The sequence below is a fragment of the Lactococcus taiwanensis genome (assembly GCF_014905395.1).
GTDB classification, from domain to species: Bacteria; Bacillota; Bacilli; order Lactobacillales; family Streptococcaceae; genus Lactococcus; species Lactococcus taiwanensis.
The window spans coordinates 43,434-62,923 of the sequence record NZ_BNDT01000003.1 but is presented as its reverse complement, the minus strand read 5'-3'; the positions used below and the strand labels follow the sequence as shown (position 1 = coordinate 62,923).

17 protein-coding genes are annotated in these 19,490 nt (G+C 38.7%); 2 read left to right on the top strand and 15 right to left on the bottom strand.

What is annotated here, in order from left to right:
• Positions 1-219: 219 nt before the first annotated feature.
• From lpdD to JKP71_RS04345, 5 genes are all read right to left on the bottom strand, one after another.
• Positions 220-651: a prenylated flavin chaperone LpdD gene (gene lpdD, locus JKP71_RS04365; RefSeq protein WP_196756715.1), complete on the bottom strand. Its 432-nt coding sequence runs from the start codon at positions 649-651 to the stop codon at positions 220-222.
• Positions 644-1,213: a UbiX family flavin prenyltransferase gene (locus JKP71_RS04360; RefSeq protein ID WP_200407163.1), complete on the bottom strand. Its 570-nt coding sequence runs from the start codon at positions 1,211-1,213 to the stop codon at positions 644-646. Before JKP71_RS04360 ends, lpdD begins: the two co-directional genes overlap by 8 nt.
• A 44-nt stretch (positions 1,214-1,257) precedes the next feature.
• Positions 1,258-2,733, bottom strand: a complete 1,476-nt coding sequence (locus JKP71_RS04355) for a UbiD family decarboxylase (protein ID WP_075525419.1) — start codon at positions 2,731-2,733, stop codon at positions 1,258-1,260.
• Positions 2,734-2,835: 102 nt separating this feature from the next.
• A complete protein-coding gene (locus JKP71_RS04350; RefSeq protein ID WP_200407162.1) occupies positions 2,836-3,708 on the bottom strand; it encodes a LysR family transcriptional regulator in 873 nt (290 codons plus the stop codon).
• 52 nt (positions 3,709-3,760) lie between these two features.
• Positions 3,761-4,492 (bottom strand): DUF554 domain-containing protein, encoded by a 732-nt coding sequence (locus JKP71_RS04345; RefSeq protein ID WP_200407161.1) that lies wholly within the window; start codon positions 4,490-4,492, stop codon positions 3,761-3,763.
• Between the two features lie 163 nt (positions 4,493-4,655).
• On the opposite strand from JKP71_RS04345, the gene JKP71_RS04340 reads away from it, so the two are divergent.
• Together JKP71_RS04340 and JKP71_RS04335 are read left to right on the top strand one after the other, a co-directional pair.
• Positions 4,656-4,958, top strand: coding sequence for an ArsR/SmtB family transcription factor (locus JKP71_RS04340; protein ID WP_075525416.1), 303 nt, complete (start codon positions 4,656-4,658; stop codon positions 4,956-4,958).
• Complete coding sequence (locus tag JKP71_RS04335; protein ID WP_200407160.1) at positions 4,942-5,871, top strand: cation diffusion facilitator family transporter; 930 nt, start codon at positions 4,942-4,944, stop codon at positions 5,869-5,871. The genes JKP71_RS04340 and JKP71_RS04335 overlap by 17 nt, the downstream gene beginning before the upstream one ends.
• 76 nt (positions 5,872-5,947) lie before the next feature.
• Here the strand turns inward: JKP71_RS04335 and JKP71_RS04330 are convergent, their stop codons facing one another.
• The 10 genes from JKP71_RS04330 to JKP71_RS04285 all read right to left on the bottom strand — a co-directional run bounded on the left by JKP71_RS04330 (position 5,948) and on the right by JKP71_RS04285 (position 19,431).
• Positions 5,948-7,207 (bottom strand): glutamate-5-semialdehyde dehydrogenase, encoded by a 1,260-nt coding sequence (locus JKP71_RS04330; RefSeq protein ID WP_200407159.1) that lies wholly within the window; start codon positions 7,205-7,207, stop codon positions 5,948-5,950.
• Between the two features lie 11 nt (positions 7,208-7,218).
• Entirely contained in the window at positions 7,219-8,025 is an 807-nt protein-coding gene (gene proB / locus JKP71_RS04325; protein WP_075525414.1) for a glutamate 5-kinase, read from the bottom strand.
• Positions 8,026-8,207: 182 nt separating this feature from the next.
• On the bottom strand, positions 8,208-8,564 hold the full coding sequence (locus tag JKP71_RS04320; protein ID WP_200407158.1) for a hypothetical protein: 357 nt from the start codon (positions 8,562-8,564) through the stop codon (positions 8,208-8,210).
• 259 nt (positions 8,565-8,823) lie between these two features.
• The gene (locus tag JKP71_RS04315; protein ID WP_200407157.1) at positions 8,824-11,121 is read right to left on the bottom strand and encodes a WxL domain-containing protein; all 2,298 of its coding nucleotides are present in this window, start codon (positions 11,119-11,121) and stop codon (positions 8,824-8,826) included.
• A 131-nt stretch (positions 11,122-11,252) separates the two neighbouring features.
• On the bottom strand, positions 11,253-11,969 hold the full coding sequence (locus JKP71_RS04310) for a WxL domain-containing protein (protein ID WP_082272308.1): 717 nt from the start codon (positions 11,967-11,969) through the stop codon (positions 11,253-11,255).
• A gap of 160 nt (positions 11,970-12,129) precedes the next feature.
• On the bottom strand, positions 12,130-13,233 hold the full coding sequence (locus JKP71_RS04305; RefSeq protein ID WP_200407156.1) for a WxLIP family cell surface protein: 1,104 nt from the start codon (positions 13,231-13,233) through the stop codon (positions 12,130-12,132).
• A gap of 60 nt (positions 13,234-13,293) precedes the next feature.
• A complete protein-coding gene (locus JKP71_RS04300) occupies positions 13,294-16,668 on the bottom strand; it encodes a WxL domain-containing protein (protein WP_200407155.1) in 3,375 nt (1,124 codons plus the stop codon).
• Between the two features lie 678 nt (positions 16,669-17,346).
• Complete coding sequence (locus tag JKP71_RS04295) at positions 17,347-18,186, bottom strand: aldo/keto reductase (protein ID WP_200407154.1); 840 nt, start codon at positions 18,184-18,186, stop codon at positions 17,347-17,349.
• Between the two features lie 224 nt (positions 18,187-18,410).
• Positions 18,411-18,737: an AzlD domain-containing protein gene (locus JKP71_RS04290; RefSeq protein WP_075525408.1), complete on the bottom strand. Its 327-nt coding sequence runs from the start codon at positions 18,735-18,737 to the stop codon at positions 18,411-18,413.
• Positions 18,724-19,431: an AzlC family ABC transporter permease gene (locus JKP71_RS04285; protein ID WP_200407153.1), complete on the bottom strand. Its 708-nt coding sequence runs from the start codon at positions 19,429-19,431 to the stop codon at positions 18,724-18,726. Before JKP71_RS04285 ends, JKP71_RS04290 begins: the two co-directional genes overlap by 14 nt.
• Between the last annotated feature and the right edge of the window lie 59 nt (positions 19,432-19,490).

The following is a 19,490-nucleotide window of genomic DNA, read 5'->3' as shown; positions in this document are numbered from 1 at the left end:
TGTGGTCTTGCTTCAAAAGTGTTTTGGCTGACTTCTCCATAGGCAAGCTGCTCATCAAGCATAAAAAAATCCTGCATTCCAAGAGAATGCAGGTATAGTATCAGAAAGTGGATAGTCTCCACCATTAAATTACATTTTTATTTCTGACCTTGCCTGCCTCTCTGGACACTCTTAAAGGTTAGAACGATTATAGCAAAGATTTCAAAATTTGTCAAAAATTTATTTTTCCGAGCACTGCTCTTTCGGAGGAAGCTTTTGATAGAGCGGAGCACTTCCTCCATACTCGTACGCTTGAAGATATGTCCTGAGCTGCATCCCAAGTTTCTTACTTAACTCCAGACAAACTTGGATTCCTTCCCAAGAAATACCATCAAAATGAACGCCCGCAGTTATCGTTGCACTTCCCTGCAAAACGTCTTGCAAAATATGGGCCACATTCTCTCCTAAAGCACCATCTTTATGACGGCGCCCATCATGGCTTGGAAAGGTATGCGTTGTTAATTTTTCACTAGCGGTCAGCATAGTAACCGCACCAACATGGGGGTGAGTTCCTCCTTCAATACTTATCACAACATCTGTACCGATCACCCTAAGGTTAGCTGTGAGGATAAAATCATTCTCAATTGCTTCAAACTGTTTCATTTCAGGCATCTTCTGTCCACCTTCTTGATAAATGATTTTCAATTTCTAGCTGATCCATAATCTTCATAACAGTATGGTTAACAATGTCCTCAATCGTTTCAGGATGATTGTAAAAAGCAGGCATTGGAGGAATAATACGAACCCCCATTTGTGATAGTTTTAATAAATTTTCCAAATGAAGTGTAGAAAGTGGTGTTTCTCTTGGAACAAGGAGCAGTTTTCTTCCTTCCTTTAAACAAACATCCGCACTTCTTGCAATCAAATTATCTGAATAACCATGCGCAATCGCAGCAACAGTTTTCATACTGCTAGGTACTACTACCATCCCATCATGGAGAAAACTTCCGCTCGCAATACTAGCTCCCATATCGCGTGCATTGTAATATACATCAAACAAAGCCTTAACTTCAACTTTTTTCAAATTTGTTTCAAGTCGAATATTTTCATAAGCCCAGTCACTCACTGTTCCATGAACCTCAACTTCAGGTATTTCTTTTAATACTTGAAGCAAGCGAATCGCATAAATAGATCCCGAGGCACCTGAAACACCAATAACTATCTTTTTTTTCATTCTTTTACCTTAAGAGAAAGCCTATCGCTCTACTCTCCCCCCACTTATTTCAAGTATTTTTCCCAGTCCTCAACTTTCATGAAGGGGGCACGCTTAAAGACCTCTTTCATATCATAAGGATATGTTCCATCCAAAATTGTTTTTGAACTCATTCCACGCACCCGAATAGATTTCGGATCGTACTCTGGACGCTCTGAAGGATCCAGTGGGTGATTACGCATTCCTGGAATGACGATTACATCTTGATCCCCTTGGAAACGTGTATTAAGTGTCCATACGACATCATTCATGTCAAAAATATCCACATCTTCATCCACTAAAATAACCGTTTTTAATTCTTTAAAAGCAGAGAGGGCAAGAATAGCCGCTTGACGTTGTATCCCCTCATCATTAACAGAGAATTTTTTAACTTGCATGATGGTCATTAACTTCCCACCGCCTGCTGGTGGATTGTAAACATTCAAAACATGACCTGGGATTGCTTTATCCGTCAGCTCTAAAATTGAGGCTTCGGTAGGGATACCAGCCATAGAAACGTGTTCTTCTGATGGACCGATGGTTGTTTGCATGATAGGACGATCTTTTCGATGCGTTACAGCTTTTACTTTTAAAACATTAACCGCAGGATTGGCTGCCCCGTTGTATCCTGGAAACTCTGGCATCGCATAGCCTGTATTTGTATTAATATCCTCTTGCATGGTGGTGTTGGGTAAAATCTCTGCTTCAATGACATATTCTGCGCGAGCAAGTCCCACTTCATTCACAGCCACACCATCTACGGTTTGAACAGGTTCTTGCCGTAGAGCTCCAGCACACCACAACTCATTGTAACCAAGTGGAGTTGTTGGTGGTTCAAAAGTTGCTCCGATATAGATAGCGGGATCCAAACCAATATTAATTGTTACTGGCATGGGCTCATTTTTAGCCTCAAACATTTTTTGAAAGGCCCCAATATGTCGTCCACCAGGCATAATATACATCCCGATGGTATCCTTGTCTTCCAAAACCATCCGGTGAATGGTAACGTCAGACATTGTCTTTTCTGGGTCAGAGCCAAGTACCAGCCCCATCGTAATGTAAGGACCAGCATCATCAGGCGTATTTGTAGGTGCCGGAATCAATTTTCGAATATCAAAATCAGCATCTGTCGCCAAATGAACAACCTCTTGGACGGGAGCCTCGTTTTTCGAAACCTTAACGGGTTTAACAGGATTTTCAACCGCTTCTTTTAAATGACGTCCTAACGTTTTCCAATCACTGTGAAGGATTTGTCCTACTCGGCGACGACTAGCCATGGTACCGATAGAAACACGGGCACCTGGAAAACCTTTGATTTTATTGAACATCATCGCAGGTCCTTCTTTTGTTGGACGTTCAACTGTCCCTCCTGCTCCAATATACCGAAAGACGCCTGATAACTCTGCTTCAGGATCAACTTCCACATCTGTTTCATGATATTGATCTGGAATTTCTTTTAATTCATCAAGGACTTTGCGCAAGTCCCAAGGTTGATTGCTCATTTGAACCCTCCATTTATTTTGATAACTTTATTTTAAGGGCTTTATGAAGGGAAATCAATTCAATTTTGGGAAGGCCTTATTCCATTTTGGAATAGTTGAGATTTAATGGGTTTGAATATAGTCCCAAAACGTTTTAAGCACGGCAACTTCTTGATTTTTCTTTGCAATGAAAGATAAATGGCTTGTTTTATTAGGAGTGAGCGGACGGAGTACAACTTTATCACTAAGTTGGTGCTCAACACTTTTTCTCATCAATATACTTACTCCCATCTCTTTTTCAACCATTTTCATGAGAATTTCCACTCGAACGCCGGTATAGGCGACCTCGGGTTCAAAATGAGCTTGGTGGCAAAGTTCTTCGACTTTCTGGTAGATCAAAGAACTTTCATTTTGAAGCAAAAAAGGTATCCCTTGAAGCTCTTCAATTTGAATTTCCTCATGCTCAGCAAGGGGGTGAGTTTTAGGAAGGATAACAGCAAATTCATCCGCTTCTGTTTTCAAAAGCCACCTATCTTTTGGCGCAGACTCCCAAGTCCTTGCAAAAGCAACTGCGTTGTTTTCCTGTTCTAAACAGTATTCGATAGCATTGGCTTCTGTTTCCTTTAATTCTACATCAATTTCAGGATGAGCTTTAATAAATGCTGAAATTTTTCCAAAACCTTGATAATCAGGTGCCGTAGGAATAAAAAAGATTGTCAAGTGCTGTTCTTGTTGCTTTTTATAGCCTTTGAGTACTTTTTGAAGCTCCTGATAATCTTTTAAAAGGCGTTGAGCATAACCTAAGGCTAGGTTTCCTTCTTCTGAAATCGTAATTTTTCGATGAGCACGATCAAATAAACGCACACCAAGCTCTTTTTCCAAGGCAATAATTCCTTTCGAGACATTCCCTTGCGTAGTAAAGAGCCGTTCTGCGGTTTCTGTATAATCCAAAGTCTTTGCTAAATCAACAAAAAATTCTATTTTTCTTATATCCATATGCCTATTATAGCTTAAAATTTTTATAAAAAAAATGAGCTTACACTCATTTCTATTTTAAAATCACATTAATCACATTTGTCCACAACCAGCTCAATGGAAAGACCAAGATGAGCGCTGGAAGCATATCAGCCAAGGGAAACATCTTGAGTTTTAACATTCTAAATCCTGTTGCCAACATCAACACCCCACCAGCTGCCTTAAAGTCAAAGATCATCGTTGGAGTAGTCAAAGGATAAATCCAGCTTCCTGCAAAAAACAGAATCATGAAGAAAATAAATTGGGGAATCGCAATAAAGCCTGCTACATAGCCGAGTTCAATAGCAAAGAACATTGCTGTGAAAAAGTCAAGAATGGCCTTAGCCACTAGTATTGAAGAATCTCCAGTGAAACCATTGAGGATCGATCCAAAAATACCTGTTCCCGAAGCACAAAAGAGGACTGTAATTGTGACAAGCTGAGCTTTGAAATCCTCCTCATTTAAAGTAGAACCGCTATTAGGCATGATTTTTGAAATCAAACCTTGCATAGCCATTGCCCCTTTATCAACTAGATGCCCCAAATGGATAATTACTCCGAGTAACGTTCCTAAAATTACAGCAAAAATGACTGCCGCCATGTTTTTCATTGGAGCGATAGCATAAGTTCCCATGACGAGAGAGGAGACTCCAAAAATCATGTTCATCTTGACTTTAAAATCATCTGGAATATATTTTCCAATCCCACCCCCAATTAATCCACCGAGTAAAACGGCAAGCGCATCAATAATGATACCTGTTGGCATAATAAGCCCCTTTCGAATATTTATTAATAAACGTTATTTAACAACGTTTAAATTGTAGCAATTTTATTGAACGCTATCAATTCAATTTTTCTTCCTTTTTATTCCTTTCTGGAATAGTTAATTCTCGCTTGACAAACATATTATAATATTATAATATGTTTATATGATGAATGAAAAAGCACTTGCTGATTTTTTTAAACTTTTCTCAAATGAAGGGCGCCTGAAGATAATTTCCAGCCTCGCCTCTGATAATTTGACGGTAAATGAAATAGTTCAGCAGACAGAACTCTCACAATCTTTGGTGAGTCAACAGTTAAAACTACTTAAAAGTGCCCGTATTCTAACTAATGAAAAACAAGGAAAAACTGTCACTTATTGTCTATATGACCGTCATATTCTTCATCTTTTAAAAGATGTTGCCGAGCATTTAAACGAGCAAGGAGGAGAAAGTGAGAAAGAAATTTAAATCCGTTAAACCAGAAGAACCCCAGAATGAAACACTTGAACATCTGGTTTCGCAAAATGTAACGATTGTTTTTATCCTGAATTTTTTCTTTGCTATCCTCGAATTTATCTTCGGTTTTTTGTTTAATTCGACGGCTATCCTGTCTGATGCAGTTCATGATACGGAGGATGCTGTAGCAATCGGTCTGGCGTGGTTTTTCCAAAAATTTTCAAAACGAGCAGAGGATCGTCACTTTTCATTTGGTTATCAGCGCTTTAGTCTTCTAGGCGCCAGCCTAACGAGTGTCATCTTGATCACCGGAAGTTTTATCGTCCTTTTTGAATCTGTTCCTCGCTTTTTTGACCCTCAGCCCGTCAAAGCGACGGGGATGTTAGGACTCGCTATTTTCGCCATTGTAGCGAATGGTTTTGGAGCTTGGTTATTAGCCAGAGGCTCCTCACGCAACGAAAGCATCCTTAATCTTCATGCGTTAGAGGATGTACTAGGTTGGTTAGGCGTTTTGATTGTCTCTATTGCCCTCCATTTTGTTGACTGGTATTGGCTTGATCCGTTGCTCTCAATTGCAATTGCACTTTTCATTTTGACGAAGGCCATCCCTAAATTTTGGGGGACGCTGCGTATTTTACTAGAATCTGTTCCTGAAGATATTGATTACAGTCGTTTGTTGATTGAACTGGAACAATTACCAGAAGTTCGCGCAGTAACACAACTTATCATTTGGTCAATCGATGGCGAACAAAATGCTGCGATGATCCATATTCTCATCCCTGATGACGTCGAATTTACTGCCGCAAAAATCGCAGTACGCCAAGTTCTGGAAAGCAATAAAGTCTGTCAGTCAGCTATTGAGCTTGACGAAACAACATCTGAACATTTGACCCACCTCAAATATGAAAAAGGCTCAGTTCTTTAAGCTACAAAGTTACTGACAGCTCTGTCAGTAAAAAAAACTCACTTTCTAGCCGAAGTGAGTTTTTATTTTAAGAAAATTAACGAACTTGTCCCGTTCCATCGATGTAAAATTTTGTTGAAGTCAGGGCCTCAAGTCCCATCGGACCTCGTGCATGCAATTTCTGAGTGGAAATTCCGATTTCTGCACCAAGTCCAAAAACAAAACCATCCGTAAAACGTGTTGAGGCATTCACATAAACTGCTGCTGCATCAATTTCATCCTGAAACTTTTGGGCATTAAAGTAATCTCGAGTGACGATTGCTTCTGAGTGTCGACTTGAATATCGATTAATATGTTCAATAGCTTCTTCTAAAGTATCGACCGTTTTGACAGATAAAATATAATCAAGAAATTCTGTACCATAATCTTCGTCAGTAGCTGGCACAATATTCTGAGGATTTTTCACTGCTGACAGGGCGGTCAGTGCCCGCTCATCAGCCCGAAACTCTGTGGGATGAACTTGCCTGATCGCTTCGTATAATTTGGGTAGAAATTCATTCAAAACTTGACGATGGATCACCAGACTTTCTGCCGCATTGCAGACGCTCGGACGTTGTGTTTTTGCATTAATAACAATATTAACAGCCATCTCCAGATCAGCAGATTCATCCACATAGATGCTACAATTTCCAACTCCAGTCTCAATTACAGGGACTGTGGCTTTCGCCTTGACCGTATTAATTAAGCGGGCTGAGCCTCGCGGGATGAGCACATCAAGAAATTGGTCCGCTTGCATCATTTTTTCAGCTTCTGCATGACTTGTATCAGCTAAAAGTTCTACTGACGAAGCTGTCAGTCCACTTTTAATAAGATTTTCCTTAATAATCTCAACCAAAACAAGATTCGTGTGTAGTGCATCAGAACCACCTCGCAAAAGAACTGCATTCCCTGTTTTAAAACAAAGCGAAAAAGCATCAATGGTGACGTTCGGACGACTCTCAAAAATCATGCCGACTGCTCCCAGAGGCACGCGCTTCTGTATGATTTTTAAACCTTCTAAATTTGTGAAACCTTGCATCACTTGCCCGATTGGATCTGGCAAATCAGCTACTTGACGTAAACCTATCGCCATAGCCTCAATTCGTTTGTGATCTAAACGTAAGCGATCTACCATAATCTCGGAGATGCCATGCTCTTTTGCGCGCGCTAAATCTTTTTGATTTTCACCTAAAATCCGTACTTCATTAGCAAGCAAAGCTTCTGCTAATTGGCGCAAAAAATTATTTTTATCAGCAGTAGGTAACTTCGCAAGGCACTTGCTTGCTTCTTTTACTTTTGCCCCAAGTTCTTCTATCATCTTCGTACCTTTTATACCTTTTGTGAAAAATAAGTCCCAATCTCTTTGCCAGCTACGATCTCACGAATTTCTCGGATACGTGCCCCATTAGTCAAAACCATTTCTTGGCCATTGTCAAATAAGATTTGCGCAGCAGCAAGCTTTGATGTCATTCCCCCTGTGCCAAAGCGACTACCAGCTCCACCTGCCATCTGACGTAATTCATCAGTAATGTCATGAATTTCCTTAAAAATTGTCGCATCATCATAGATGTTGGGATTTTTATTGAACAAACCATCAATGTCCGAAAGCATAATTAACAAATCAGCACCCACCAATTTAGAAACAATGGCGCCCAACTTATCATTATCACCAAACTTTGTCTGATGATCCATCTCATCCACTGCAATGGCATCATTTTCATTAATAATAGGAATAATATCCAGTTCTAATAAAGCATTTAAAGCATTTTGAGCATTCTCACGGCTCGTCGGGAAGTCAGTAACATCACGTGTCAGAAGTAACTGTGATACTTTTTGAGAATAACGATGAAACATCTGTGTGTATAAACTCATCAGTTCTACTTGCCCAATGCTGGCTAAAGCTTGCTGTTGTGCAATCACTGTTGGCCGCTTCTCCATCCCCAAGACATTCAAGCCAACACCGACAGCACCAGAAGTCACTAGAATCACTTCATATCCTTGATTATTCAAGTCGGCTAGGACAAATGCAAGTTCATCAATATTCGATAAATTAATTTTTCCATTCGGCAAAATGAGCGAACTCGTCCCAATTTTAACCACGATACGCCGAGCTTTCAAAATATTTCTTCTTGTCATAATGACCTAGTATACCACACTCTACCACTAATGTTCAATATGGATTTTAGAGAAACATTTTCACTCTCTTTGTCCTCCTCTAAAAAAATAGAATCAGCAACATTAGCTACTAGTGAAAAGCAACCATTCATGAGCAAACCTATTGCTATGTCCTGAGTTTATACCAATAAATCTGTTTTCTCTTATTTTTTTGAATAAAAACCCACACTAGCTTTAACATGCGTTGTAGAATTTGATTTTTGATTTCTCCCCTGTGGATTATTATGATTAAGTACGATTTTCAAATCCTGTTTTAACTCATTACTTGCCTGGGCAACATCTTTTGCTGTATACGAATTTTTATCTTTTAAAGCTGTTGCAGTTACCGCAGTTGATTTATGCTCAAGAAATGTTTCCAATTGTTGCGCGTTTGCCTTGTCTTCTAATACTTGTTCGCTGTAAGCGTGCTTGTTATAGATAGCTAAAGATATACTGATAACGAGAAATCCCACTACCGTCAAACTGATAAAATATTTTTTATTGTGTGTCCCTAAATTCATTGCATCCTCTTGTATTTCAAAGTGGTTAGCTTTTTACAGAAATAACTGCTTCTATCCAAGCTTCCCTCTACGTTATATTGTTATTCTACATCAAAAAAAAGTGTCCCGCAACACGTTATCGTTTTCACAAGCAAAATACTTGCAAGCTTTTGTTTTTTATGAAAACTGTAAAATATCATGTTAACTACAACCTTAGGCTAAAAATTAATTCTTAAACTGAATAAAAAAGAACTCTAATAGAGTTCTTTTTTATTTCCCCTTAAGATGGCACATCATTAATCGACCATTCAATGGTTGCTTCATATGCTTTATTTACAGAAAGTGAAGCACCGTTTGTTGCTAACGAAACATTAGAGAAATCGAGGTTCCAAGTCCCCTGCCCTGTTTCTTTCGGGGCATAAAAAATTGACACTGGTCCTGCTCCTTCATCCAAAGTGAAATTTTTACTTGTACTAGGTGCACTCGCGCTGTTCCCCTCCTCAGGCGTAATGCTTCCAGTGGTGAAGTTAAGAATGGCCCCTGATAAAGTTGAAGCATCTTCAGCGGTAAATTGTTGTGTCATTTGAGCTGTGACAGACCACCCCTCATTCGTGTAAGTGTCATCTGTGACCTGTAAGACATCATTTGGAATCATCTCGTAAATCCCATCAGCTTGTAATTCCTGAAAACCAAAATCAAGGATAGGAACCTGATTAACCAGAACAGAAGCGGGAGGAGCCTCTACATTAAAAATAAAATTAAGCGTTGAAACTTGATAATATTTGTTAGCTTCTTGTGCGAGCGTTGCAGTAAGACTACTGTATGACTTCCCGTCGGGACCCGTCACACTCTGTACCGTCGTCCCCTTTGGAACTTCTGGCAAACTTTTGCTCACATCATTAATAACACCACCTGTGACGCCTTCTTCGCTAAAAGCAGAAGGCAAATTTGGTACATTTGATTTTGTTTCATCTATATAGTGATAAGAAAAGGTTACTTTAGCTTTTTTAGCCTTAAAGTACAGACTAAAGTAATTCGCCCAGCTATTTTCAGTAAGATCGGTATAGTCAGGATTTGCTGCTAATGCGGAAGCCAAATCAGAGTAAGTTTTTCCCGCTGCCCCGTCTGGTCCAACAACATGATCAAGTTCGTAACCATCAGGCACTTTTATGTCAGGTACCTCATTAATAGTTGAATCATAATAACCTTGTACCGTTTGTGTTTCAGAAAGTTCAGGAGCGATACCATTCATCACGGATTGAGAAGCACTTGGTAACCCTCCAAGCAAGCCAGTCACCTCATCCTTCACTTGACCAGTTCCGGGAGTTTCACTCAAATAGTAACTTTTAAAGGTTGCCGTTTCTTGGTCCGGTGTATAATAAACATTAATAACGTTATCCACCTCAGTAGTGGAATCATCATTTAGGACCTTCAAAGACTCTCCTCTAGAAAAAGTATAGTGGCTAATTTGAGGAGCACCATAGGTGTAATCGTCAGTGCTGTTAGCATCACCATTAGTGACACCTATAGTGTCACCCGTATTTGCTATAACCGTTGACTCACTAATATTCTTGATCGGCTGATTCGTCGTTTCATCTATATATTTTATGGTAACATTTTCGGTCCCACGAGTAGCACTAAAGGATGCTGCGGATGTCGCATTCCCTTCTTGAATGACCCCTGTATTAGTTCCAGTAATTGCCAATGTTCCAAACGTCATATTGCGGGATAAGGTAGCACTCCGTGATATTCCTGCATTATTATAAGTACCATTATTATTATAGTCTGCATCAGGTATTGATTGTAAGTTTAAATCTCCCGTATAAGTTCCATCACCGTTATCGATCACATTGTTCCAGGTCAAACGAAGAGTCTCAGCCCCTTTATAAGCAGTGGAGGTCAATACCCCACCAAGAATACCATTACCTTTTAAAGCAAGTGGAGCCGAAAATTGTTCCCATGAAACACTTGAAGTCGTTGAATATTCTAATTTACCTTCCTCATCCGTCTTACGTATTTCTGCGGTATTTTGACCAACATTTGTACTCGTAGTTCCATCAAATCCCCCATTATAATAAAGATCACGCCCTAGGAAGTAGGAATCTTTTAATCCCTGTATACCAAGATATTGACCTGTAGCACTCGGCGCGTTACTTTTTATCTGTTCAGTACTCGCAGGCGTAAGAAAGAAACCGGCCGCATCACCATATAGCCACTGCAATGCGTTATCATAATAGAAAGGGGTGCTGATGCTTACCGGTTTAGAAAAATCAATGGTTGCATCTAAGACATGATAAACCCAAGAATTTTTTTTGGTATTAGCTAGCCAGAAATAGTTATTCCCCGAAGGATCCCACTTATACCAGCTTCCATCTCCAGCGAGCGCAATCCAGCTATCTACATTTTGTTGAAAACTACTATCAAGTTCATGATTACCTGTATCCAAACTTTGTCCAGGAGATAAATTTCCTGAAATAGCAGTTGCTGCCTCTACTTCACTTGACTTAAACTGGCTTGCTAGAAAACCAGATATGACTACACTCGCAGCTATCAAACTAAATTTAAATCTTTTATTCATTCTTTGCCTCTACTGCTCTCTTTAGTTGGCTTTCCTTTTTTGAAAAAGGGAGGATCCATCCCCTTTTTCAAAAAAGGAAATAATTGGTTATATCCAAATTATTTCACTTCAAAATTATTTTTTATTACACCTTATGCTTCAGGAACAACACTAAGAGAATATTCTAAAGTTGTTGTATAAGTTCCCGCCTTAGCAGATCCTGCAGGAACACTCAATGAAATAGGACCGCCTGTTTCATTACCTGTATAATCATCTGCTGTACCGTATTTTGTAGCATATGTTCCATAACTACCTTGGCTATTTGAAGTCATAACCGTTTCAGGAGTTCCGACTGCTAAATTTAAAATATTATTAGATGTAGGCATATAAGCACTTGTTCCTGATGTTTCTGCAGTATAAACTGGTGTTGCAGAATTAAAGCTTAATTGCGCACCGCTTAACTCATTTGTACCATTTGTGAATTGTCCGAGTTGTGTTACAGTAACTGCCCATGTTCCTTCACCACGAAGGTCATGCATTGCTACGAAATCAGCATTGCCTGTATTTTCATCTTTTGAGGCATAATATGTCGAACTAGAAGTTGAAATTTCATGAGAACCAAAATCTAAATTTGAAGCATAATCCAAAGCAATAGTTCCTTCAACACCAGGGATATTTGGGTCTACTTCTCCACCAGGATTTTCTGGGTCAATAACTCCTGGGTTAGAAGTTTCTGGCGCTTGAGTAAAGCTTACAGTTCCCTCAGAATCATAAGTGTTTTGATCAATACTATCTGCTGATACAGAAGCAGCTCCAAGTAATGCAAAGGCAGACAATGTCATTGTTGAATAAGTAATAAGTTTTTTCATGATATTAAGTTCCTTTCTTAAGAACAATTGTTTTTATTTTTAAGTATTTTTGGGTTCAAATCCAAATACTCTGCAATACGATGGGCGAATTACCCTGACGATTTTATAAATTTAAATTGTCGGTACTTTCTCCATTCTGTTTAAAATTTATATTCTCAATTTATTTAAAATTGTGATTATCCTTTTTAGTTTCTTCCTTATCTTCCTTTTTTCTTTTTTTGAAAAGAAGAAAAATTAAAATAATAAGTAAGATGATAATGATGATACCAATGACAATAAGCCAATTGAAGTTTTGTTTTTCAACTGTTGGATCAGTCTTATTCAATTTTTCGGCTTCTGAACTTGTCACCTCAAAGTCCTTATCAAATTCCCACTTGTACTTATATTTCACCTTATTGCCATCAACAGTTGTTTCATATTTTCCATCTGTTGATTTTTCACCATAGGCAATGAGATGTAAATGATACTTACCAGGTTTTAAGGCTGCTGATGAGCCACCATTTAAATCACCTTGTTTAGAAACAGGGATAGCTAGATCAAAGTTTGAGTTTGGTGCCATCTGCATCGCAGAGTTATTGTAAGTATAGCTTAGTTGAGAATCTGTCTTCGAAGTTACTGTTGAGCTGACGTTAAGTTGGCTTAAATACGCAGGAGCCGAATTACTAAGATTGGCTTGGATCACATTTCTGCTATTGACTTGAGAGGCTTTTACTGTATTGAGGGCCAAAGATGGCGCTACACTTTCTTCACTTTGTCGCATGACCAATGCAATAACATAACGATATTCATTCTTCACTGTAACCGAAGTCTTTTTTGACGAATTAGCTTGATCTGTTTCACTTTCCACTTGTTTGAAAGTGAATCCACCCGCCATCACACCTTTGAAGCTTTCTTCGGGCATCTTCACTTTAGCTTTAACTTCCACCGTTGAATCTGCAGGTATTTTAACTTGTTTATCTATTGTGACGTAATCTGAGATATCACGGACCAGTGATTTATCTTTAGGTTTTGTACTAGGAACATATACCGCAAGTCCTGAATCGGCAGTAGTGGCATTAGAAAACGTTGTATCAACAGTAATTGCTTTTGAAGTCGTATTGGATAATTTGATTGTCAGTTCTTGACTCTCTCCTGGCTTCATAAGGAGATCAAAGTACCCAGAATTCTTTGAAATTTGATTTTCTGGTAAATTAGGAACGACATTAAAGTTGGCCCCATCAGCAAGAGCAACTCTTGTTCCAAAAGCGACTATCAACAGTGTCATTAGAAATAAATATATTTTATATTTGTTGTATGGTTTACTCATTTTTTCCTTCTTTATCAACTAATTTGGCACGACATTGAGTGAATACTCTAACGTACTTTGATAATCCCCAACCTGTGCAGCACCTGCTGGAACACTTAATGAAATTGGACCGCCCTCTTCATTACCTAAATAATCACTTTTTGTACCATATTTTGTAGCATATGTCCCATAGCTCCCTGCTTCATTAGAGGACATAACCAGAGAAGGTGACCCAATCATAAGATTTGTAATATTAACGGCACTCGGCATATCTGCACCAACACCTGTCTCAATTCCCGTATTCACTGCAATAGCTTTTTCAAAGCTGATTTGTGCACCACTAAGCTCTACTGCTCTTTGATTAGTAAATTGGTTGCTTTGCGTTACTGTGATCGACCATTCGCCTGCTCCTCTAAGGTCATGCATCGCTACAAAATCAGCTCCTCCAGTCGTCTTATCTGTTGAGGCATAATAAGTCGAATCTGTGGTAGAAATCTTATGTGTTCCAAAATCCAAATCAGAAGCATAGTCTAAAGCGATAGAGCCAGCGACACCTGGGATTTCAGGTTCCACACCCCCACCAGGATTTTCAGGATCTACAACTCCGGGATTAGTTGTCTCATCACCAGGAATAAAGGTAATCATACCCGTTGAATCAACACGGTTCCCTCCTTCAGTTCCGGAGACAGCGACAATTTCTGAGAGTGAGGTCTTATCCTCTTTTCCTTCTTGATGTCCTATTACTTTGGCTTGCACCTCATCGCCTTTTGCCAGTTGAAGCGCTTTGGTAGTAAAAGTACCATTTTCTAGCAAGGTTGCTTGGCCTTTCGAATTACCGTTGACGAAAATTTCCACCTCATAATTTCGATCGAAATCTTTATTCTGATTACCGATATTCCCACTAATTGTAACTTTTCCAGCTGTAAGCTCATGGATAGTTGCTTGTTCTACCTTCCAGTCCTCGTAGGCTACTTTATGCACAACAACCATTTCATCAGAAGTTTCAGACTTGTCTTCTTTCCCTGTTTGATGTCCAGTTACCTTAGCGGTTACCGTATCACCTTCGGATAAGGTTAAGTTATCCGAGGTAAATGTACCATCGTCTTCCACTTTAGCTTGGCCTTTAGAACTTCCATTCACAAAAACTTCAACGGTATAATTACGGTCATAGTCCTTATTTTGGTTACCAATATTCCCCGTAATTACAGTATCCGTGGTATCCAAATCATCAACGATTGGTTTCTCAACTTTCCAACCCTTATAATTTGTAGCATCTCCGACTGTAGCTTGCGTTTCTTCACTAACCTTATCTTCGCGTTTGTCTTGATGACCAATCACTTTTGCAGTGATAACTTGTCCTTCTTGCAAGTGCACATCATCTAACTTGAATGTCCCATCTTCCGCTGGTGTCACATAAATAGGATCTTCATCATCAACAGATAAAGCCACTTCATAGGTTCGACCGGCATCTGTATTTTGCTTTCCGATATTTCCAGTAATCACTGTATCGGTATCTTTCATAGGGTCTAAGGTAGGACGTGCTACTGACCAGTCTTCATAACCAGTAGTTTCAGCAACTGTGAGGGTAGAAGTAGCTTGCTTATCAGGGTATTTGGCCGTGACGTTGCCTTTTTCATCTGTATCATCAGGTTGGTGGCCAATCACTACTGCCTTAATCTTATCCCCATAAGCCAAAGCACGCTCTTGATCAGTATCTAATTCTGACAGGGCGTAGCTAAAGTAATAAGTCTTCAAAGCTACGTCTATATTCTTTTGATCAATGATCAGTTCATCACCAAGATAAACTTCTAAGTCATAGTTACGTCCAACTGCACGGTTTTGAATAGGAACATATCCCGAAATCGCCGTTCCTCCCTCATATAAGGGACCATTAATTACAGCATCTTGAACTTGCCAGTTATCATAAGTTTCATCGGCTTGGGTAATAACCGTGGTGCTAATTGAACTGCTTTCTTTATCTTCTTCTCCGTCCTGTGAGCCTACAATCTTGGCTTTGACCACATCACCTTTTACCAAACCACTAAGATACGGAACATTGACATCCATATCATCTTTCACTGGTTTGTTATAAACTTCTTCATCATTTACGGTGACAATTAATTTATAAGTTCGACCAAGTTGTTGATTTTGTACAGGAGTATGAAGCGCTATAATCAAGTCATCCTCATAAAGGATAGGCATTGTAGGTTCTTCTACTTTCCAATCTTTCCAAGAGATGATGTTAGTTGCATCAGTCGGATAAGCAATTGTAGAGTATTTGGTTGGTTTAACTCCACTACTATTTTCTTCGCTCTCACGTCCCCGTACTCGTGCTGTTACCACATCACCTTCATTCAGATAACTCCCGAAATCAAAGTCCCAGTCGCCTTTTTTAATGGTTTCACCTCGCGCATTGGTTCCACCGTCTGCAGTTGCCATTTGAACGTATTTATAAGGAATACCATTTACAGAAAGTTCAATATCATAATCTGTAGGGTGCTCATTACTTTCATCTTGGAGACCATTCCCATAAAAGTAAGAATTTTTCTCGGTCAAGTAATAGAGTGTGGTCGGCTCAACAGGATTTTCAATCCACGAATCTTCAATCCCATCACTTGCCACCGATCCAACAACTTTACTAGTGAATCCTAGCGCTGCTGAGTTCGCATCTGTTTTAGTTTGGATACTATAGTTGTCTTTTCTTTCAATCAGTTTTCCTGTATCTTTCGACCATTGACCTAAGTCGATGTACATATCCACTTCCATATCTACACCGGAAGCAAGTTGTACTGTATATTGAGAGGTTTTAAAGTAAATACAGCCTGCCTTACTGTCGTAATTCATTGTATCACCAGTATAAATCCAACTGCCTTTACCCCAGAGTTCCGTAGCAATATCATACTCTTTCGTCCCATCAAAAGGCCAAACTGCATCTTTAGTCCGATAAGCTGTACCGTGAATATATTGTTTATAATTATCAGTACTAAAGAATTCCTTTGCAATCTCAGGATCAATCGTTATTTCTTGACGATATGCTTGTAGTACTCCGGTACCATTACCATGAGCTTTCGTATGAATATGAAGTACATCACTATCTGCTTCTAATTCACTGTAACTATCTTTAAATGTTGAGACTGCAATAGCTGGACTAATTCCTGAAAAGTCATTCTGACTAGTTGACGTTTCACTACTACTTAAACTAGAGACTTCTGAGGTAGCAATAGCATCAGACGACTTAGCCTCGAAAGTAGGAAAGCCCCCTATAGGAACAACAACAGGTTGTAAAGTTTTTTGTGTCGTTTTAGTACCTGCTTCGTCTTCACTCGCCGCTTTAACAACGGTATATCCAACCGCGCCTAATAGGCCTGGGATAAGCAACACACCAGCAAGTTGTTGTTTTATAACTTTTCTCATTTCTCTAGCCCCTCCTCATTTCAAAAAGATGTCAAATTTATTTACCTTATTTACCATTTAGCTTTATTAGTAAGCAAATTTTATTTTTTAAAAATGGTTAATTCGAATTTCCATTGGCTGAACGCCTTAACAGTAACTTATTCTAAAGGATAATTTTATGCTATTCAAAAAAGTTGTTTGGTTTTAAAATTCAGAAATATATCTTAAATAAAGTTATTAAGATACCATAAAGTAATCCCGGTAATTTTTCTGCCAATTTAAACTTCCAAAACCCTTATTTATCAAGCTTTTCTTAAAACCGTTACAGCTTCACATTAAAAAATGTAATATATTACGTATATGTTTTTTTTGCATATTCTCAATAGAGCTGGAATTTGTACTTGGGTAGGCGCATATTCAATCTTTTAACCTGAGCTAAATTAGCAAAAATGAGAATTTTTTAGAGGGCTATATGCGATGTAAAGAAGTATTTTTAGTACAAAATTGAAAGGGGAAGGTCTGATTTGTACGATTTCTAAAATTTTATGCTTCTGAATTAATCATATCTCGGAGCTTTTAAAAATCGGTACACTAAAACGCCTTATTCTTTTTGAGAGTAAGGCGTTTTATTTGATTTTATATGTAAGTTTTATTTTAGAACGAAAAGACTAAAACTTCTAAAAATCGGAGAGTAAGTCTTTATTCAAATTCTTCATACTCATTTGGGTCTTGATTGTCGATGCGCCCATCTAATTTTTCTAAAGAATTGATTTGTTCGATTTCTTCTTGGGTCAGCTCAAAGTCAAAGATATTAAGATTCTCGCGTTGATGGATAAAATCCCTTGACTTAGGAATAGGAAGAATTCCCCGGTCTATATGCCAGCGTAATACAATCTGGCCAGAGGTTTTTTTGTACTTTGTAGCGAGCTCTGTAATAATAGGTTCTTGCAAAGCATCGTTCCCCCGTCCCATGGGGCTCCAAGCTTCAGTGAGAATGCCTCGTTTTTTATTTTCCTCTAACATTCGCTTTTGTACCCAGTAAGGGTGAATTTCGATTTGATTGACAGCAGGAGTAACCCCAGTTTTATCAATAATTTTATCTAAATGTTCTGGTTCGAAATTAGAAACCCCAATGGAACGAATAAGACCCAGCTTTTGGGCTCTGATAAGGGCTTCCCACGCTTCTACATAAAGGCCACGCTTTGGCAAAGGCCAGTGAATGAGGTACAAATCAAAGTACTCTAATCCCATGCGAAACAATGATTCTTGTATCATTGACAGTGCATCTTCATAGTGATGATATTTTCCTGGTAATTTTGTTGTTACGAAAAATTCGGAACGTGGTATACCCGAACGTCTGATTGCTTCTCCCACTACTCCTTCGCTGTCATAGTTTGTGGAGGTATCTAATAGGCGATAACCGCTTTGGATGGCCGTAAGAACTTGATCCAAACCGCTGCCTCCTCGAATCTGATAAGTCCCTAAACCAATAGTTGGTATTTCATGTCCGTCATTCATTGTCAATAATGGTGCTTTCATTGATAAAACCTCCTCGTATTTGAACTTTTCGGTGAGCGCGTTTACGCTTCTATACATTTTTCATTCTAACATAAGATAATGGCTCAATAAAATTTCCTGTTCGTTAACCTATAAACCCCTACTTTTAAAACCCATAGCTTTACTGACAGCTCGGTCAGTAAAGCTACGGGTTTCACTATCCTCATAATTTGATCCTTCCATTCTAAATGAAGACAGCAAAATTCTTAAAAGACGAGCTGAATTAAAGCTAGAGAAAAAATACCAACGAGCACGATAACTAATAAGTTCTTAGTCAAAATGGCTGCCAAAAGCGTGGGAAGTGACGCCCAAAAATTATCCCAATTAATCATCGGAAGATGTCCCAAATCTTGTATAAATAGATTTGAAATCCATAGCGCAGACATAATCACGATAGGAACAAAGCTTAGATATTCCACAAGCAGTTTTGGTAATGTCATTTTCTTTAATAATAAAAAAGGAAGGACACGAGACAACCAAGTGACAAGACCACAACCAGCGATCGTCAACAAAATATATTCAAAAGAAGACACGTTTCACCCCCACACCTAAAGCACATGCCACCAAAGTAACCACCAATACAAGTAGATTTTCTGGAATAAAAATAAGTCCCAGGTAGAACAAAATAAACGTTATTCCAATCATCAATAGCTGCAAAGCTCTTCCTAAAGTTTTATCACTTATCAACTGAAGATACATCAATCCGATAAACATTGCAATAACTGCAAAGCCTAAGCCAAGTTTTCGGGGATCGGTAAGTAGACGTCCTAAAAGTGCTCCCATTACACTTGCTAAAGCCCAGATAGTATATGCAATCAAGTTGGCAGCATTAAACCAAGAGAAACTAAGTTTTCCAGCTGTATAATTTCGCTTATTCATTCCTAAAGCAAAACTTTCATCCGTTAGTAGAGTTCCCAAAACAATATTTTTTAGCAATTTCTCTTCTTTAAAAAAAGAAGCCGTAGTCATGCTCATAAGTATCATTCTTGAATTAACTAAAAAAACGCTCAACATAATAGATAATATCGGACTATGCGTTGCTAACATCGTTATCATAATAAATTGTGCTGATCCCGCGTAGACAATTGCCGACAACAAAAAAATGAGTCCAACGCTAAAACCAGCGCTGTGCCCAATCATCCCAAAAGCTATACCAATCCCAATATAGCCAAATACAGTTGGTAAAGTATCGATTAAACCTTGTTTAAATGTTAATTCTGAATTCATCCTACCCTAATTTTTCTAAAAATATAATATCTTTTTATTATCCCACATTCTATTCCTTC

Excerpts from the sequence above, each read along its gene's own strand:
- lpdD (WP_196756715.1), bottom strand. The coding sequence starts at position 651 with ATGCCTGAAATGAAACAGTTTGAAGCAATTGAGAATGATTTTATCCTC.
- JKP71_RS04360 (WP_200407163.1), bottom strand. The coding sequence starts at position 1,213 with ATGAAAAAAAAGATAGTTATTGGTGTTTCAGGTGCCTCGGGATCTATT.
- JKP71_RS04355 (WP_075525419.1), bottom strand. The coding sequence starts at position 2,733 with ATGAGCAATCAACCTTGGGACTTGCGCAAAGTCCTTGATGAATTAAAA.
- JKP71_RS04350 (WP_200407162.1), bottom strand. The coding sequence starts at position 3,708 with ATGGATATAAGAAAAATAGAATTTTTTGTTGATTTAGCAAAGACTTTG.
- JKP71_RS04345 (WP_200407161.1), bottom strand. The coding sequence starts at position 4,492 with ATGCCAACAGGTATCATTATTGATGCGCTTGCCGTTTTACTCGGTGGA.
- JKP71_RS04340 (WP_075525416.1), top strand. The coding sequence starts at position 4,656 with ATGATGAATGAAAAAGCACTTGCTGATTTTTTTAAACTTTTCTCAAAT.
- JKP71_RS04330 (WP_200407159.1), bottom strand. The coding sequence starts at position 7,207 with ATGATAGAAGAACTTGGGGCAAAAGTAAAAGAAGCAAGCAAGTGCCTT.
- proB (WP_075525414.1), bottom strand. The coding sequence starts at position 8,025 with ATGACAAGAAGAAATATTTTGAAAGCTCGGCGTATCGTGGTTAAAATT.
- JKP71_RS04320 (WP_200407158.1), bottom strand. The coding sequence starts at position 8,564 with ATGAATTTAGGGACACACAATAAAAAATATTTTATCAGTTTGACGGTA.
- JKP71_RS04315 (WP_200407157.1), bottom strand. The coding sequence starts at position 11,121 with ATGAATAAAAGATTTAAATTTAGTTTGATAGCTGCGAGTGTAGTCATA.
- JKP71_RS04310 (WP_082272308.1), bottom strand. The coding sequence starts at position 11,969 with ATGAAAAAACTTATTACTTATTCAACAATGACATTGTCTGCCTTTGCA.
- JKP71_RS04305 (WP_200407156.1), bottom strand. The coding sequence starts at position 13,233 with ATGACACTGTTGATAGTCGCTTTTGGAACAAGAGTTGCTCTTGCTGAT.
- JKP71_RS04300 (WP_200407155.1), bottom strand. The coding sequence starts at position 16,668 with ATGAGAAAAGTTATAAAACAACAACTTGCTGGTGTGTTGCTTATCCCA.
- JKP71_RS04295 (WP_200407154.1), bottom strand. The coding sequence starts at position 18,186 with ATGAAAGCACCATTATTGACAATGAATGACGGACATGAAATACCAACT.
- JKP71_RS04285 (WP_200407153.1), bottom strand. The coding sequence starts at position 19,431 with ATGAATTCAGAATTAACATTTAAACAAGGTTTAATCGATACTTTACCA.